The organism is Pseudomonas sp. C5pp, assembly GCF_000814065.1.
Lineage (GTDB): Bacteria > Pseudomonadota > Gammaproteobacteria > Pseudomonadales > Pseudomonadaceae > Aquipseudomonas > Aquipseudomonas asiatica.
Genome location: NZ_JWLN01000040.1, coordinates 1 through 15,028 on the forward strand (window position 1 = coordinate 1; position 15,028 = coordinate 15,028).

The 15,028-nt window shown below is 56.8% G+C and carries 16 protein-coding genes and 1 pseudogene; 4 read left to right on the forward strand and 13 right to left on the reverse strand.

Annotated features, from left to right (window positions below):
- The first annotated feature begins 397 nt into the window (after positions 1-397).
- A complete protein-coding gene (locus RR51_RS24625) occupies positions 398-730 on the forward strand; it encodes a DUF2790 domain-containing protein (RefSeq protein WP_033979951.1) in 333 nt (110 codons plus the stop codon).
- Positions 731-889: 159 nt separating this feature from the next.
- Positions 890-1,650 (forward strand): annotated as a pseudogene (locus tag RR51_RS24630) (OprD family outer membrane porin); the annotation flags it as partial.
- Positions 1,651-1,686: 36 nt separating this feature from the next.
- Here the strand turns inward: RR51_RS24630 and RR51_RS24635 are convergent.
- Both RR51_RS24635 and RR51_RS29700 read right to left on the reverse strand, forming a co-directional pair.
- Positions 1,687-1,956, reverse strand: coding sequence for a hypothetical protein (locus tag RR51_RS24635; protein ID WP_033979952.1), 270 nt, complete (start codon positions 1,954-1,956; stop codon positions 1,687-1,689).
- A gap of 135 nt (positions 1,957-2,091) precedes the next feature.
- Positions 2,092-3,141, reverse strand: coding sequence for a DNA-binding protein (locus tag RR51_RS29700; protein ID WP_011154388.1), 1,050 nt, complete (start codon positions 3,139-3,141; stop codon positions 2,092-2,094).
- A gap of 186 nt (positions 3,142-3,327) precedes the next feature.
- Between RR51_RS29700 and RR51_RS24650 the strand changes: the two genes are divergently transcribed.
- A complete protein-coding gene (locus tag RR51_RS24650; protein WP_077747747.1) occupies positions 3,328-4,338 on the forward strand; it encodes a tyrosine-type recombinase/integrase in 1,011 nt (336 codons plus the stop codon).
- A 128-nt stretch (positions 4,339-4,466) separates the two neighbouring features.
- On the opposite strand, the gene RR51_RS24655 is transcribed toward RR51_RS24650, so the two are convergent.
- The 9 genes from RR51_RS24655 to RR51_RS24705 all read right to left on the reverse strand — a co-directional run bounded on the left by RR51_RS24655 (position 4,467) and on the right by RR51_RS24705 (position 11,471).
- Positions 4,467-4,934 (reverse strand): hypothetical protein, encoded by a 468-nt coding sequence (locus RR51_RS24655; protein ID WP_039614964.1) that lies wholly within the window; start codon positions 4,932-4,934, stop codon positions 4,467-4,469.
- A gap of 148 nt (positions 4,935-5,082) precedes the next feature.
- Positions 5,083-5,877, reverse strand: coding sequence for a hypothetical protein (locus RR51_RS24660; protein WP_023662271.1), 795 nt, complete (start codon positions 5,875-5,877; stop codon positions 5,083-5,085).
- A gap of 83 nt (positions 5,878-5,960) precedes the next feature.
- Positions 5,961-6,470: a hypothetical protein gene (locus RR51_RS24665; RefSeq protein WP_039614965.1), complete on the reverse strand. Its 510-nt coding sequence runs from the start codon at positions 6,468-6,470 to the stop codon at positions 5,961-5,963.
- 1,261 nt (positions 6,471-7,731) lie between these two features.
- The gene (locus tag RR51_RS31650; protein WP_223817436.1) at positions 7,732-8,343 is read right to left on the reverse strand and encodes a hypothetical protein; all 612 of its coding nucleotides are present in this window, start codon (positions 8,341-8,343) and stop codon (positions 7,732-7,734) included.
- Positions 8,344-8,506: 163 nt separating this feature from the next.
- The gene (locus RR51_RS24685) at positions 8,507-8,995 is read right to left on the reverse strand and encodes a hypothetical protein (protein WP_039614967.1); all 489 of its coding nucleotides are present in this window, start codon (positions 8,993-8,995) and stop codon (positions 8,507-8,509) included.
- Positions 8,992-9,687, reverse strand: coding sequence for an N-6 DNA methylase (locus tag RR51_RS24690; RefSeq protein ID WP_052261101.1), 696 nt, complete (start codon positions 9,685-9,687; stop codon positions 8,992-8,994). The genes RR51_RS24685 and RR51_RS24690 overlap by 4 nt, the downstream gene beginning before the upstream one ends.
- Positions 9,688-9,800: 113 nt before the next feature.
- Positions 9,801-10,619, reverse strand: coding sequence for a hypothetical protein (locus RR51_RS24695; RefSeq protein ID WP_144000591.1), 819 nt, complete (start codon positions 10,617-10,619; stop codon positions 9,801-9,803).
- A 149-nt stretch (positions 10,620-10,768) separates the two neighbouring features.
- Positions 10,769-11,068: a hypothetical protein gene (locus tag RR51_RS24700; protein ID WP_004574511.1), complete on the reverse strand. Its 300-nt coding sequence runs from the start codon at positions 11,066-11,068 to the stop codon at positions 10,769-10,771.
- Between the two features lie 13 nt (positions 11,069-11,081).
- Positions 11,082-11,471: a hypothetical protein gene (locus tag RR51_RS24705; RefSeq protein ID WP_004574510.1), complete on the reverse strand. Its 390-nt coding sequence runs from the start codon at positions 11,469-11,471 to the stop codon at positions 11,082-11,084.
- A gap of 215 nt (positions 11,472-11,686) precedes the next feature.
- Between RR51_RS24705 and RR51_RS24710 the strand changes: the two genes are divergently transcribed.
- On the forward strand, positions 11,687-13,936 hold the full coding sequence (locus RR51_RS24710) for an autotransporter domain-containing protein (protein ID WP_039614969.1): 2,250 nt from the start codon (positions 11,687-11,689) through the stop codon (positions 13,934-13,936).
- A gap of 115 nt (positions 13,937-14,051) precedes the next feature.
- On the opposite strand, the gene RR51_RS24715 is transcribed toward RR51_RS24710, so the two are convergent.
- Both RR51_RS24715 and RR51_RS30900 read right to left on the reverse strand, forming a co-directional pair.
- Entirely contained in the window at positions 14,052-14,708 is a 657-nt protein-coding gene (locus tag RR51_RS24715) for a hypothetical protein (protein WP_039614970.1), read from the reverse strand.
- A 27-nt stretch (positions 14,709-14,735) separates the two neighbouring features.
- The gene (locus tag RR51_RS30900; RefSeq protein WP_128637225.1) at positions 14,736-14,984 is read right to left on the reverse strand and encodes a hypothetical protein; all 249 of its coding nucleotides are present in this window, start codon (positions 14,982-14,984) and stop codon (positions 14,736-14,738) included.
- Between the last annotated feature and the right edge of the window lie 44 nt (positions 14,985-15,028).

Genomic DNA, 15,028 nt, shown 5'->3' on the forward strand with positions numbered 1-15,028 from the left:
AATTCTGCGGGCTCCCCATCAAGCGTGATTACGTGGCGCACATACCTAAGCCGGATCGAGAAACGGCACTACGTAACTTGGCCAATCCCTGTGATCCTGCGTGGTCGTCTTACTTTGCCCAACGTCGAGCTGCGATAGACGTGGATTGATTGCCCGGTACTAGACCATGGTGCTGACGAAAGACTTGAGCCGGATGAGGCGCGACTCTCATGCCCGGTTCTTTGGGGGCGGTGGCGCAGTAATGCGCTGCTGTTACCCGACGAAAGTGTACTTAAGCCCTACCATCTTATCTCGGCGCCATAAACCAGGACCTTCATCTCCTCCCTCCTTGATTCCGTACTTAACTACGGAGGTAGAGTTGAATCGTGGATCGAAAACCCGAGAGGAGATCGCCGTTATGAAACACCTAAGACTGCTGCTGATAGTGAGTGCGACTCTGCTGTCATCCACCGTATGGGCCGATGGCAGTTCCGATCGCCTGTACGGTAAGATGATCCAGGCCAACGAGCAATCCATGCGCGAATACGCTAGCGCCCAAGGCAAGAACCCGCCAGAAGTCACTCACTACCGCTATGGCATGAAGCTCGACATCGCCAAGGTCATTCACGTCACGTCGACCAATGGCAACTGCGATGTGATGCCTGCGCAAATGACCTACGAGGATTCGAGCGGAAACCTGCATATTCTGGAGTACCGCGTATCAGGAACGGACTGCAGGAGCCAGCACTGAGCATTGTTGACGTGTTGCTGACGGAAAAGTAATTTTCACGTCACCCTGACGTTATTTTGCATGTGGAAGTATGTAAGAAGCGCACCCGGCTATGCCCGGCGCGCTTCGGCATATACACAACCGCACAATGAAAAATCTGCCAAAACATCAAGAGCGTTTATGAACAACAAGGCCCTGTTGGGACTTTCTCAGATCGTCTTGAGCATCAGCGCTGCGCAGGCTGCAATGGCCGCCGAGGAAAAAGGCGAGGGATTCATCGAAGGCAGCAGCCTGAGCATCCTCAATCGAAATTTCTACTTCAACCGTGATTTTCGCAAAGGCCAGTCCAGCAGTACAGGAAATGGCTACTCGGAAGAATGGGCCCACGGAGTCATAGGCCGATTCGAGTCGGGCTCGGCCAGGCCGAGGACAATTACTCCAAGCTCGGCGGCGCCGTAAAGACCCGTTTCCTGGACACTGAAATCAAAGTAGGCGATGTCTTCCCTGTCACGCCTGTCGTGCAGTACGGCGATTCGCGACTGCTTCCGGAAAGCTTCCGCGGCGTCACCGCATACAACACCAGTGTCGAGGGCTTGGTGCTACAGGGCGGACGCCTGCACGCGATGAGCCAACCCAGCTCCAGCAGCATGCGGGATGATTTTGCAACCTTCTACGCAGGCGAAGTCGGCTCTCCGTGGATAGTCGGCGGTGATTACACACCCAACGACAACCTTGGCTTCAGCCTTTACACCAGTTGTCTCAAGGATGCCTGAAACCAATACTATACCGGCACTACCTGGAGCTACCCGCTTGCAGATGATGTCGCCTTGGTCGGTGGTTTGAATTACTACAAGGCCGTCGATGAGGGGAAGCAGCTCCTCGGCAGTTTTGAGAACGATATCTGGAGCGGCAAGGTCGGCCTCCGTGTCGGGGCGCACACCGGCGAGGGACGGAGACGGCCGACGTGAACCAGATCGCTATTGTGCCTTGCTATCGCCCTTCGGGGACTCCATTCCAATGTGTTGGTTCATGTTCTCCATCATTGTATTGCAGTTTTTCATCATCTTGGACATTTCCTGCATGTCCATCATCGGCATATGGTTGCCGTCCATCATGTGCATGTCCTCACCCTTATTTGTCTCGGCACTGCTTTGGGCGGGGGCTTTGGCCTGTTCGGCAAATCCCGTGGCAACAGTTCCAAGGGCTATGAAGGTAGCAAGGACGGTGTAGGTAATGGCGTTACGCATGGCGACTCTCCTCATCTACGACCTTGGTTTCCAGCCAGGCTGTGTATTGAAGAGTTGATTGCTCCACTGTCCTCCTGTTTGGCTCCTTTGGTTTGGAGGATGGTTTCAGGCGCCTGAGGTAGGCGCCTTTTTCGGTCAACAAGTCTTCGGCTTCATCGCTCTGGACTCTGCGAGCTGGCTTGACAGCACCGCGTTGTCTTGCACGAGAAGCTGCTTTTCTGTGGCCAACTGGCTCAATTGGCTTTCAGTTTGGCTTAAGCGTTCCGCCAGCAGGCTTCGCTCCCGTTCATTGACGGCCAGGTAAGTCCGCGTCTCAGCCAAACGCTGCTCACCTTGGCCATGGCGCTGCTCCAGTGCCTGATGCGACTGTTGCAAGTCGGTGAATTGAAGTAAGACGTGTTCATGCGCAATCTGACTCTGCGCGAGCGTCGCTTGCGTCGTGAGCAGGGTGCTCTCTAGACGATCATGGTCCTGCACCAGGCGTTGTTCCTGCGCCTGCAGTTCGCCCAGGCGGGTTTGCTGCGCGAGCAGACGCTGCCGGAGCGCTGCCAATTCGTGTTCCAGGCGCTGCTGGCGTTGCTCAGTGGCCTGGCGCTCGTCGCTGCGTTGTTGCGCGACCGATGCCTGGTAGTGCTCAAACTGCTCCCGCGCTTGTTGCAGTTGCCGGGTCAGTGCGGCCGCCTCGGCGGCGCGGTCAGCCAGACGTTGTTCGAGCCCGGTCTTTTCACTGCCCAGGCTGGCCAGGGCGATCTCCTGACGCTGCAGGGTGTCAGCCAGCCCCTGGCTGCGCGTAGTGGCTACGGCAAGTGCCTGGGCCTGCTGCTCCTGAACGCTGAGTTGCGCGTCGCGCTCGACGAATGCCTGCTGCAACTGTTCCTGCAACGCGTCGGCCTCTGCCTGGTGAGCCGCTACGGCCTGCTGGAGTTGGACGGCCGCCTCCGCCTGAACTTTTTCGTACAGTCCTTTCAGCGCCAGGACCAGCTCCGCGGGCAATCCCAGTTCGGCCTGGGCCAGCGTGCCGGGATGCGCGGCTTTCCAACGCTTTAACAACGGAGCAATCGTGCTTTTGCTGCCCGTCCCACCCAGGGCGACGCGGATGCTGTCAATGGTGGGGTTGTGGCCCGCAGCCACCAGTTGGGTGGCCGCCTGGGCAACATGCAGGTAGAGGACGCCGGAACGGGCCATGAACACCTCGGATTTTTTCGTACCGTATTATGGAAAACGTAATACCTCGATTTAAGTACAGAATAGTTCAGCCGACTGAGACCGTCAGTTGACCCACGATAAGCGCGGTTATCGTGAGTTAAGTCATCGCGATCGAGGGTTGTGTCTATAATCTGCGGTACACATGGCCTAAACAGGCGCTTCGTGATGACAGCCGGCAATAATGACGAAAACCTCCCCACCAGGCGGCACGAAGAGCCGACAGTACTTGCGCGTACCCCCGGTACGCTCACCACCCCCGAACAATTGGCTGAGCAACATCAGCGTTTTCTCGCCGCCGCGACAACCGACAACACCCGGCGCACCTACCGCTCGGCCATTCGCCACTTTCTCGCCTGGGGCGGCGTGCTGCCGTGCGATGAAGCCGCGCTGATTCGTTATCTATTGTCTTTTGCGGAAGTATTGAACCCGCGCACCCTGGCCCTGCGCCTCACGGCGCTGTCGCAATGGCACCGTTATCAGGGTTTTCCTGACCCTACCGCCAGCGCCACCGTGGGCAAAACCTTGCGCGGTATTGAGCGGGTGAACGGGCGGCCTCGACAAAAAGCCAAGGCCCTGGTCCTAGAGGATCTCGAACGCATCGTGGTGCACCTGAACACGCTCGACGGACTGGCGACACTGCGGGACAGTGCACTGCTCCAGGTCGGGTATTTTGGTGCGTTCCGGCGCAGCGAATTGGTCACGCTGGAGATGCAATACCTCGAGTGGGAGCAGGAAGGTCTACGGATCACGCTGCCCCGTTCCAAGACCGATCAGGAGGGCGAGGGACTCGACAAGGCGATCCCATACGGCGACAGCATCTGCTGCCCCGCGACAGCGCTACGCCGGTGGTTGGACGCGGCTCAGATCGTTCAGGGGCCACTGTTCCGGCGCATCAGCCGCTGGGGCGTACTCGGCGAGGTGGCACTGCACGAGGGCAGCGTGAATACCATCCTGACGGCACGTGCCGAAGCCGCAGGGCTGTTGTATGTGCCCGAACTGAGCAGCCACAGTCTGCGTCGGGGACTGGCTACCAGTGCGCATCGGGCTGGGGCGGATTTCCTTGAGATCAAACGACAGGGTGGCTGGCGGCACGATGGCACCGTACACGGCTATATCGAGGAAGCTGGAGCTTTCGAGGAGAATGCGGCTGGCTCGTTATTACGACGCAAACCGTAGCCAAGGTTTGTAAGCAGGGCTGGTTAGAATCCCAAGTGGCCACCCTCTATTCTCGACCGTCCTTCCGCAGCACATGAGCAGTTCCCTTAAAAACAGTTACTTACAGAACGAATGTCCTAATTTTTGGCTTATCTCGGCACGCCCCCTACAAACAAGACTTTTACCAGTATGACCTGGATCACCTCACCAAGACTGGAACGGTCGGCGGTCGTTACGTCTGGGTCATCCGCGAAAACGGCACACACCTGGCGTCGCTCAGCCTGCATCCCAAGCTCACTGAGTTTGTGGAGTGCGCGCTCGACATGAAGGAGGCTTTGCAGGTATTCGAAATCACCCTGCAGAAAGATGGCTCTGCGACAATCAAATCTATCTCCATCGAGAAAGCGCGTGGCTTGTTGCGGCACCAACACTATGAGTTTGAGGGGCGTCACATCAAGCGAGGCGGTCGCCTCATCGCTCTGGTTGACATCGAGACGCTGTACAACCGCGGTCAATACGGCGGCACCGTCAGCTTCACCTTCGATGAGGAGCCGAGCGCTGATGAGAAAACTCATTTCAATCAAATCGCTTTGTGCCTCTTCCAGCAAAAGGCGCATAGCTTGTTTGCGTGTATGGACTCCGTGTCCTATGCCACTCGCAGCTTCGCCTGAGGCATCAACGTAACACCCCACCGCTGGCCACCAAGGTCAGCGGTTTTTTTTGGATAAAAAAACCGGTCACAAGGACCGGTAGATAACGCTTGCTTCAGCGACAAGAGAGCATGGCCATACGGCTAAGCTCCTTGCGTTCACGCAGTTGCTGGTTGTTGTATGGCGCTACCTCGCGAAGGCCGCCCAGGTCATCGAGGCGGACCAGGTAACTTAGGTATTCATCATTGGGATTCGACCAGAGGTGATGTAGCCGCTCGTGGTTCAGCACATGTGCCTTGAACGCCTCTCGACTCATTTCTCCACGGCCTAGCGCGACCTGCAGTTTCGAGTACGCTAGGTAGTCTGGGCGCCAGCTGAGAGGGATCACGCACAGCGTGTGAGGCACTCCAACCGAGTCAGGCCATACCGAGGGAATAGTCGCCAGTTGTGCCATGTTTAGGCCCGCCTCTTCTGCCGGCGCAACGATGGGCGAAAGTTCAAACCCTCCCACGTCATACCAAGCATGGCCCGTCGCTGAATAGGCAGCCTCACTGATCGGTGAGGTTGGTGCACAGCCGTAGACCAGCCAGCTATGAGAACCTGGCCACTGGCGGATGAATCTCACCATCATGGTGCCGCCGGCAACGGGCTTTCGCCAGATGCTAGCGCGCAGGTGGTAGTCGATATTGTAAGGAGCAAGGTCCGCAGGTAGATCAGCATCGATGACCGTGTCGAACACCTCAAACCCATTGGCGCCGATGTGTGCCAGGTAACCTGATCCCTCGGCGATATCGAACGCGATGTCGAAGTGAAGCACGCCCACAAGAGCCGTCCCCCCTCCTCCGGTTAAGCGGAACACAATGCGGCCGTGAGGCTTGTAACTGTGGTTGAACTGTACGGTGATGGTCATCTGAACCCCTCTTCTTGGTCACAGGGGATGCTTTGCAGCGCCCAATAAAAAACCCACCGCAAGCGGTGGGTCAGGTGAAGCGTTTAGGAACTGAGCAGGTAGTCCCCGGCAATGACAGCGTTTGTAGACAGGCCCTGCGAAGGGATTTCAACACGTCTGGTGCCGTCGTCGATCAGATCAGCAAGCGTTGCGGCAAGTTTGCGCACGACAACATCGTTGACCGTTTTGACAGCCACCGAATGGCCCTTGTCCTGGAGCAGGATTTTGAAGCCTGTATCGTCCGAGTTGTGAGTGATCACCAGAAAGCCATGCAGCTTGCTTGTGTTCACATTCACCTGCAGCGCGGGGCGGCGGGCGAGCCGTGAATCATCGTCGCAGTCACGCAACAGGATGAAGTCGGGGTTTGCGCCAGCATCGAGCAGCATCTGCCAGATTGTGCGATCGTTGTCCGGGACGCGAAGCACCTCCACCAGCTCGATCAGGCGCAGAAGCCGGCGCGAGCGAATCGACTCACGATCGATCGGAAGCTTCGACTGGTTGAAACCGTCATTGGTGTCCGCTTGAGCTACGGCTTTTACAGTTTGGGTTTGCATTGCTTGATTCTCCTGATTGGTAGCCAGGTGTTGCGAAGACCTGGTACCTCAGGAATGCGTTACACGCCTGTGTAGAAAAATTTGGCCGTACAAGCTTTGGGGGGCAGAACCTGTCGAGGGTAAATTGCAGGCACAAAAAAAGCCGCCCTGAGAAATGGCGGCTTTTCGTGGCCGAGTGAGTTGAGAGGTCCACTTGGCGCGTACTGAAACGGTCGAACCTGCAAATGGTAGCTGATCGTTATGTAGGGCGCAATCAGTCCCGGGAACCCTCACTTTCAAAAGAAAACCCGACCTATATTGGTCGGGTTGGTGCTGCGTTCGTAGCTAATCCGGTCTAGACCGACAGGTACTTAACCTCAGTCTCGGACCGCACCAACTCCCGGATCACCGGGTTACTGGAAAGGCCAGTGTTGACCATGTACTGCGCAGTGCTCAGTAGGTAGCGATTTCGCTCTGCAAGGTACTCGCAAGGCTCAAGGCCATTCTCACCGTGACACTGGGACAGATAGCACTCGTAGAAGACGACCTCGCGCAGATCAGGTTCGGATTTGAACTTCGGCTTCTCGCCTGAAACTCGCGCCAGGTGAAATCCGGTTGGAATTACGGTAGCCCCATGGGCTGCAGTGTAGGTTTGCAACATAGTCGCCCCCTGGGCATGAAGGTTCATTGACCGCATTGACGTTTGTGCAAGAGGACTGCCTATGCCGCCACGTAAAGGCTGTGCCAGTAGCGAGCATCCTGAATCGATTCCCGACGCAACCGGCGGTACTCGGCTCTCTGGTGGTGCGGCTCGGTGCGAGCGAAGAAAGAGTTCTCCCTTGCCCTGCTTAGGCAGAAGTTCAGCTTGTTAAGGGCATGAGCTTTCTGACCGGTTCGTTGCTGATTTGGTGTATGCGCCATCGGTATTACTCCCGTGATTGTTTGCCTAGTGCGTAGAGATGGCGCACATCGGACATCACGCACGCGCCAGATTCGGGGCCAAAAAAACCCGACAAAGTCGGGTTTTGGTGTTGCGTTAAGCGGCTAGGTAGATCATCTCGGCAGGGTGGACGAAGACCTGCAGCTTGCCAGTCAAGCAAGACAGTTCGTACACGTGCTGCGCAGGCCTCCGGCCGGGACCTGGTAGATAACGTTTCCCGACTTCGGTCCAGCCCAGGCGTTTGAGTTCAGCAACCTTCTGCTCCTGGTAGGGTGACATTTAGGATCTCCTCTCCTCGGTCACAGTCGACCAGTTGGTTTGTGCTCGCCAAAGATGCCGAACTCAGCAAGTGTGCTGACGGGCCGAGAGGTCAATCTCTACAGGTTTACTATCAGAGCGAGCGGTCACTATGAAGGTGCACGCCGTGTCTTGCTCACCAGCCGCAATGTCGCTGCGGAAATAGCGGGCAGCAACAGCTTGAGCTGCAGCATGGTGACCACCAACTACCTCAGCATCGACGCTCCAGGTAACCAGGTACTGGTGTTCCTGACCAGCATCGGCATCAGTAAGTTTTCCACTCAGACCGAAATGGCTGAGAAGCTCATCAATAGGCTGGCGAGCGGTAACCACCTCGGTGTCTGAATTTCTGATGAAGCCCGAGAACCAGAAGCTGGCTGAGTCAACGTTCAGACAACCACCCTTCAACAGCACCTCGTTCTCCTCTCCGAGCTCGTCCGCCTCCTCAGTACCAGGTGCATACTGATGGAAAGACGCAGTGCTATCGAACTTTTCAACCTTGAAGAGTCCGTTTTCATTGACCAAGCGAGCCAGGTCACTGATGCCTTGCGCTGCAGCCTGATCGATGCTGAAGACAGCAACGTCCGGTGCATCTTCAGCCCCGTTGGTTGCGCGGGTTTCTACGGTGTAGCTCTTTGCGATGTTGGAAGCATTCATAGCGGTACCCTCAGGTGTTGGTCTAGTGATGTGAGATGCATCACAGCCAACATGAAACGGAGCCACCCGACACAACGGCGCTAGCAAGCCTCAGCCCGAGCCATCGACCTCTGAAAGCCGCCCAAAAGAAAACCCCGTCGCAAGGACGGGGTTTGATGGTGGGTTAACGGCGATGAGAGCAGATGCTCTTCAAGGCCCTGTCGACTAGGTCGCCTTCGTAACTCAAGATCACTTCAACATTGGTGCACGAGTACTGGGCTGAGCCCAGAGCACGAGCGGTGATGAGGTAACCATTGGGGTCCACTTGTGAAGCCGCACCAAACAAAACCGCATTATCGACCACGGCGCGGAGAACATCCCCGGCACCATCGTCTTCGGCCCAGCTGGGTGACACCGTGTTGCGAGCTGTGACCTGGTTCCCGCAGACACGAAAGTGCTCATAGCGCCCGGGCGCATTTTGAATCGAGACCGAATCACAGCCGTCAAACTGACCGACGTAGATGACTGGCCGAGTTGCACCATTGATGCGAGCTACCGAGGACATTTTTGAGGTTGCAACTGACAGAACAGCAGCAGATGCCTCTGATGCATTTGCCGCATGGGCAAGCCCTAGGAAGGCTACAGCCGCGGCGATCGTGTACCACAGTTTCATGAGGCTACCTCAAGTTTCAGAATTGGGTTTTGACGTGAACGCATAAGCGTCGGTGAGGTCGCGTGCAAGATCCGCTGCTTGGTGTCTGAGGCAGAAAGGGTGTCGCCCTGGAGCACAATTATTTCCCCTACAACCACGCGGTGGACCGCGCAGTTAGCTGCCAGCTGGATCGCAGTCATGCGAGCACAGATGCCGTCGATATCGCACGCATGGAAGAGCCATTGTTGCAGCTCACCAGGCCCCTTTGTTTCGAGCAGGTGATTTGCCTTTGCCAACAGCATAACCCCACTGCCACAGGCCGGATCGGAGCATGCCTTGAGTCCGCCAGCGCGAGGTACGTCGGTATCGCTATCACTCATCCTGACCATCATGGATGCCAAAGACCAGGGGGTGAAGAATTGCCCCAGAATCTGCTTGCCACCATGACTTGCTAGCGCCTCATAAAGCGGCCCAAGGATGTCCTGGAAAGGCTCTGCGTTCGCTACCGCCTGATCGTACAGCGAGATGACCCGCCCTATTTTACCGCGGACATCATCCGGCACGGGATACCAGGGCTGGAAACCCCAGACCTCCATCACCGCTCCGAGGAAGAATCGAAACATCTCCGCCGGTGGGTACCGGTGGCCGTCACACAATGCATCTGCCATTGGTTTTATGGTAGGTGGTACCGAGCGTGCTAGTTTGCTTGCCATGGGCAATCTCCAGAGAGGTTGGTCGTATGCTTCGGGATGAATCACAGCGACCTACAAACCCAGCTGGCGCCCGGGAAAAAAAACCGCTCCGATGAGGGAGCGGTTGTGTAGCGTTAGTGAGTTTCTCCTCCAGGAGCAGCAGCTTCCGGAAGGGAATCACGCGGCACCCATGTCCAGGTTTCGACAAATGCGCCGTCATCACACAGCGTTACCTGAGCACCGTCATTCACCTGCAGATCATCATTGGCGAGGTTGTCCTGCGCCCATGAACGGTAACGGTCCTTCAGTGCGTTCGAGTCCAGTGCTGGCTGATCCGGACTGTCCTGCGCCAGCAATTTCTTTTGAGCGAGCTCGTCGAGCAGTTGTGGAGAGGGAGCGCTTTGCGACAGGCCAAAGTGGATGCCCTGGTAGCCATAGCATTTGATGAACTCATCTGCCGCCATCTTGGCACGCACACTCTCGATGCAGGTGCTGCACAGGCCGTGCCCAACATCCTGATTCCGCCATTGCCGGCCGGTGGTTCGAGCGCCACAGCACGGACACAACAAGCGCACAGGATCATCGAGACTCTCCTCATGCTCTGGCAGGCCGAACTGCGCATACGGGACGTCACGGAGCTCACAGAAGGCTTTCTGATCGCCGTCGGCGTCGTACAGCCCCAGCGTGCACTCATCCCAATCTTCCGGTTCAGCGAGGTTGATCTCGTTCGACAACAGCAGGTAGTTGCCATTGCAGAACTCCTTCCGCAGTGCCATGCGCCCACCACCGGTGTGGAAGACGTCAAATCCATACGCTAGGACGGGGTCAACGACTGCTGTCCCGCAGGGTGAAAAATACGGGTTGCGAATCTCCACATCGTTAAACTGAAAGGCCATGTCCGACGACGAATATGGCCGCTTCCTTTCCTCGCCAGTTGCCAGGATTTCGGTCATTGCCATTTCTTGTGTATCAGCTGCGTTGCTTGCAATTACGTCCATGGTGCTGCGCCTCTTGGGTTAGTCATCTTGATCTGAGATGCAGCACAGTCAGCTGTAACGACAGGCAAAAAAAAGCCGCCCCAGAGGAGCGGCTGTGTAGCGGTTTAGAGCCGAGCAGAGACCTGGTAACCCTTGCCCCCGTCTGCCTTGCTCACGCCTCCTTCAAGCGTGATTGTCACATCGTGCAGCCCAGCATTCATGAACATGTTCGCCACCGTCTCCGCCACCGACTGCATGTCAAATGGCAACACGGTGAACCAAGCTCTTGAGCACTTGCACCAGCGGCACCCGTAGCCACCGAACCAACCGTTCACGCGATTCCCAGGCACCGGGTCCGGCATTTCCAGGATCTTGTTGATGCGGGTGGCGAAGGCCTCCGGGAACTCATGGAGTACTGAAGACATTTATACCTCCTGATCAAGCTGCTTGGAAGGCGTGCTGGCGCTTGCCCAACTCATTGAGCTTGTCCAGCTTCGCGATGAAGCGCTCAGCCGCGGTAGTGCTGGCCAACTCAGAGACCGACGCATAGTGGTTCATACCGCCTGAGTAGTCCTTACGGCCTTCGCAGGTTCGGTACAGCACCCGAAGCACGCTTCCGGATCCGAGATGAACCATCAGATACAGATGATCGCTATGCAGGATCACTTCGCCCATCACCCCATCACCACCTTTGCACGAACGAATGTCGTAGCTGGCTTCTGGGAGCTTCAGGCGACCAGCGATTTCTTTGAGCAACCGCTTACCCGAGCGATGAAGGGTCTCTTTAGTGATGCGTTTTTCGAGCAGCGCTTTAGGGATTTGCAGCATGACGTTTCTCCTGTGGGGATGACGGCCTCTTGCGAAGACCTTGTGACAGGAGATGCACAACACCGGTACGCAAACCGCTGACCCTATGGGAGGAGTATCCCTCCAAAGAAAAATAACACGTACGTATAAGATACTGGTTGATCTGTTTTGCAATCCGAAAGTATTATCCGGCCATCCAATTGCTATCACCTAACAAGGTCAGGACAAGAAAGCCCATGCAAAACAATGCAACCCCCTTCAAGCCTCGTATTTCCCTACTGGTCGCCTCCATCGCACTGGCCATGAACGCAGGCGCTGCGCATGCCGCTTACGCCGGCATCGACGTGTATGCACCGACGCTGGGCTCCTCCTCGATCACCTACGATCCTCACATCGGTGGGTCGGGTGATGGCTCCACCCTTGTCGCTGCCCAATACGACCCAAGCACCGACACCACCGAGGCCTTCAAGTGGACCTTGCTGGGTGGCAAGCAGTTGCTGGCAAACCTCGGCACCAATGCCGCTGCGTACGCAGCATCGAACGAAGCAGACATCATCGTCGGCAGCTCCGTCGACAGCCTCACGGACAACGAGACCGCCGTGTACTGGGACAGCACCGGCATTCACACACTGGATTTCTTGAACGGTGGCGCCGAGGCCGAAGCCCGTGCTGTATCGGCTGACGGCAGCGTCATCGCGGGTTCCGCCGACGACGGCCTGACCGGCAACCGTTCGGCGGTTACCTGGGATCTGTCGGGCGCGATCACCCAGCTGGGCTACCTGAACGACGGCACCTACAGTTATGCCATGGGCATCTCAGCTGACGGGAAGGTGGTGGTGGGCTACGCCCAAAACGGTGCCGGGAATGGTGATGTCGCCACTCGCTGGGTAGACGGCGGGAGCACTGAGAGTCTTGGCACCCTGGCTGGCGGCACTCAATCCATTGCCCTGGCGGCCAGTGCTGACGGCACCTATATCGTCGGCGCGAGTCAGTCATCGGTCGCATCTGTCGAAGCGATGATTTGGTCCGAATTGTCCGGTATGCAGGGCCTGGGCCTGCTGACCGACGGCACCATGTCGATCGCTGAGGGAGTATCTGCTAACGGCGCTGTAGTCGTCGGTATGGCTGATACCACTGGCAGTGTCTACTCGGGTTTCCGCTGGACCGCAGAGACAGGCATGCAGTCCCTTGTTGAGTGGCTGCAGGACAACGACCCGTCCTACACCCTGCTCGCAAACAATACCCTCAACTCCGCTACCGCTGTGTCCGCGGACGGCAACACCGTTTTCGGCCTGGGCTTCCTGAACGGCCGGTCGCAGCCGTTCGTAGCACGCTCTTACGGCCCGATCTCCGAGCCTGTCGTCACTACACCTCCGGTTACCGACACTTCGACCCCAAGCACCGGTGGTTCATCGAGTACTGGCAGCACTTCCACTGGAAGCTCTAATTCTGGCGCCAGCACTGGCAGTACCGGTACTGGTGCAAATGCCGGCAGCACTGGTGGAACCGATACCGGCGCCAGCGCTGGTGATGCTGGCGCTACCAATCTGCCGACTGGCGTGATTGGTTTGCTGGACCTCGGCGACTCTCTGCAGAACGCGACCCTGTACGCACAAGCCATGCAGAATCAGCTGCAAGGCTTCGTCCAGGACCAACTGACCTGCTCGACCTTCGATACCAATGGCGTCTGCGTCAGCGTCAGCAGCCAGATGACCCATCACTCGGGCACTGTCCAAGGTGACAACGTGTACGGCGGCGTTACCGCGGCATATCGACTGACCCCTGACCTGGTTGCCGGCATCGGCTATCAAGGACCAAGCACTTCGCTCAAGATCAACGACGACCGCGTAGAGGGCGATACCAACACGATTGGTGCTTTCGTCGAGTACGGCAATCGTCTGCGCAAGGGCGTGTTTGCCCGCGGCGCCGTGGCAGTTTCCGAAGGCGATGCCACCATCAAACGCTCCTACAAAACCGGTGCCGGCGACGACGAATCGAAAGGTAAGTCGGATGTCAGCCAGCGTGCGGTTTCGGGCCAGGTCGGCTACGTATTCATCCTGCAGGACAACATCGCTGTGATGCCGTTCCTGGGCGTGGACTACCTCAACACCAAACTGGACTCCTATACCGAGACCAGCGGCTCCTTCCCGGCGCGTTTCGACAAGCGTACTGAGGAGAACATCTACGGCACCGCCGGCCTCAACGCCAGCATGAACCTGGCAAACAAGGCCATTGTTTCGGCCAACATCAAGCACGTTAGCCGCCTGAACAACTCGCAAGACGATCTGACCGGTGATGTGATCGGCGTCTCTCGCTTCGACATGAAGCAGGACACCACCGAGCGCTGGAACGAAGTCGGCGTTGGCCTGCAGGTTGCCGGCCCGTTCAAAGCCTCCCGCGTGGGCGTCACCTACGGTCACCGCTTCGGCAGCGACAAAGCCGTAGCCTCGGACGTCGCAACGCTCTCCCTTTCGATCGGTTTCTGACCGGAATCTGATTCACCATGCGCCCCACTTTCCAGTGGGGCGTTTATATTTGGGCCGCGAGTTTTCGCCAGGCAATAAAAAAGCCACTCCGAAGAGTGGCCGGGTATCGTTAAAGCTAAGCAGTAGGCTGCAGGCTCTGTTGCTCCCACCATGCACGGAAGCTAGCTACGAAAGAACATCCACTGTCTTCAGGTAACGCAAAAACTGCCTTGTTCTGGTGACTGATCTCATGCTCCGGCTCACCATCACGCGAACAGTGATAGAGCTTGAAGGTGTTTCGTGTATCGAGCTGGAAGCAGCACAGTGCTCCGTTCTGCCGCTTGTAGTACACCCGGCAATAGCCAGAGTCCACAGTATGCAGGGCCAGCTGTTCAACGACTTTGACTTCAGCGGGCGGAACCAAACAGTGACGATGCTCAACGAGCAGCGCTCGCAATGCACCCAGATCAATCGAGCGCGTTACGCCATCCGGGAACAAAACGTCACCGTACAGTGCAGCAAGATCGGCAGCCAGGCTATCTTCGACAAAGTGACAATCCACTAGGTCGCAGGCTCGGCTAACTATCCACTCTTGCCTTTCTTTCGGGGTTTCCAGTTCGTCAACATACTCACGCTGATTTGCCATGTCCTCAGCGATTTTCAAGCAAGCCTCGTTTTGACTCGTCGCAAAGACGTTGTCGCTGTAAGTGCCTTCTTCTGCCATCCCCCAGTTCAGAGTCACTGCGTACAGATCAAGCGAGGACTGATTAGCTTTAACTTCATTATTGCTCATGATGCATGTTCCTTTTTCGAATTTAATTTAGCCCGCTAGCTTCATGTCTTGCTGAAGCGCGGATTTGCCTTCATAGAAAGCGTTTAATAGTTCCGGAATATCTTCGAGGAGTGCATGCGGCGTTTCAGAAGCCCCCCATCCGTATCCCCAGGCAGCGTTCTTTGCATCTTGAAATACGTTAGCTGCTAGTTGATTGCTCTCAGGCGATTTCATGAGGAGTACAGCTAATGCCCATTGAGATCGAGCGTAAGCCGCCAGCTGAAAACAGGTATTCATACGTTCACCAGAGTAGTTTCATAACCACCTGTAATGAATTACAC

Excerpts from the sequence above, each read along its gene's own strand:
- RR51_RS24625 (WP_033979951.1), top strand. The coding sequence starts at position 398 with ATGAAACACCTAAGACTGCTGCTGATAGTGAGTGCGACTCTGCTGTCA.
- RR51_RS24635 (WP_033979952.1), bottom strand. The coding sequence starts at position 1,956 with ATGCGTAACGCCATTACCTACACCGTCCTTGCTACCTTCATAGCCCTT.
- RR51_RS29700 (WP_011154388.1), bottom strand. The coding sequence starts at position 3,141 with ATGGCCCGTTCCGGCGTCCTCTACCTGCATGTTGCCCAGGCGGCCACC.
- RR51_RS24650 (WP_077747747.1), top strand. The coding sequence starts at position 3,328 with ATGACAGCCGGCAATAATGACGAAAACCTCCCCACCAGGCGGCACGAA.
- RR51_RS24655 (WP_039614964.1), bottom strand. The coding sequence starts at position 4,934 with ATGCGCCTTTTGCTGGAAGAGGCACAAAGCGATTTGATTGAAATGAGT.
- RR51_RS24660 (WP_023662271.1), bottom strand. The coding sequence starts at position 5,877 with ATGACCATCACCGTACAGTTCAACCACAGTTACAAGCCTCACGGCCGC.
- RR51_RS24665 (WP_039614965.1), bottom strand. The coding sequence starts at position 6,470 with ATGCAAACCCAAACTGTAAAAGCCGTAGCTCAAGCGGACACCAATGAC.
- RR51_RS31650 (WP_223817436.1), bottom strand. The coding sequence starts at position 8,343 with ATGAATGCTTCCAACATCGCAAAGAGCTACACCGTAGAAACCCGCGCA.
- RR51_RS24685 (WP_039614967.1), bottom strand. The coding sequence starts at position 8,995 with ATGAAACTGTGGTACACGATCGCCGCGGCTGTAGCCTTCCTAGGGCTT.
- RR51_RS24690 (WP_052261101.1), bottom strand. The coding sequence starts at position 9,687 with ATGGCAAGCAAACTAGCACGCTCGGTACCACCTACCATAAAACCAATG.
- RR51_RS24695 (WP_144000591.1), bottom strand. The coding sequence starts at position 10,619 with ATGACCGAAATCCTGGCAACTGGCGAGGAAAGGAAGCGGCCATATTCG.
- RR51_RS24700 (WP_004574511.1), bottom strand. The coding sequence starts at position 11,068 with ATGTCTTCAGTACTCCATGAGTTCCCGGAGGCCTTCGCCACCCGCATC.
- RR51_RS24705 (WP_004574510.1), bottom strand. The coding sequence starts at position 11,471 with ATGCTGCAAATCCCTAAAGCGCTGCTCGAAAAACGCATCACTAAAGAG.
- RR51_RS24710 (WP_039614969.1), top strand. The coding sequence starts at position 11,687 with ATGCAAAACAATGCAACCCCCTTCAAGCCTCGTATTTCCCTACTGGTC.
- RR51_RS24715 (WP_039614970.1), bottom strand. The coding sequence starts at position 14,708 with ATGAGCAATAATGAAGTTAAAGCTAATCAGTCCTCGCTTGATCTGTAC.
- RR51_RS30900 (WP_128637225.1), bottom strand. The coding sequence starts at position 14,984 with ATGAATACCTGTTTTCAGCTGGCGGCTTACGCTCGATCTCAATGGGCA.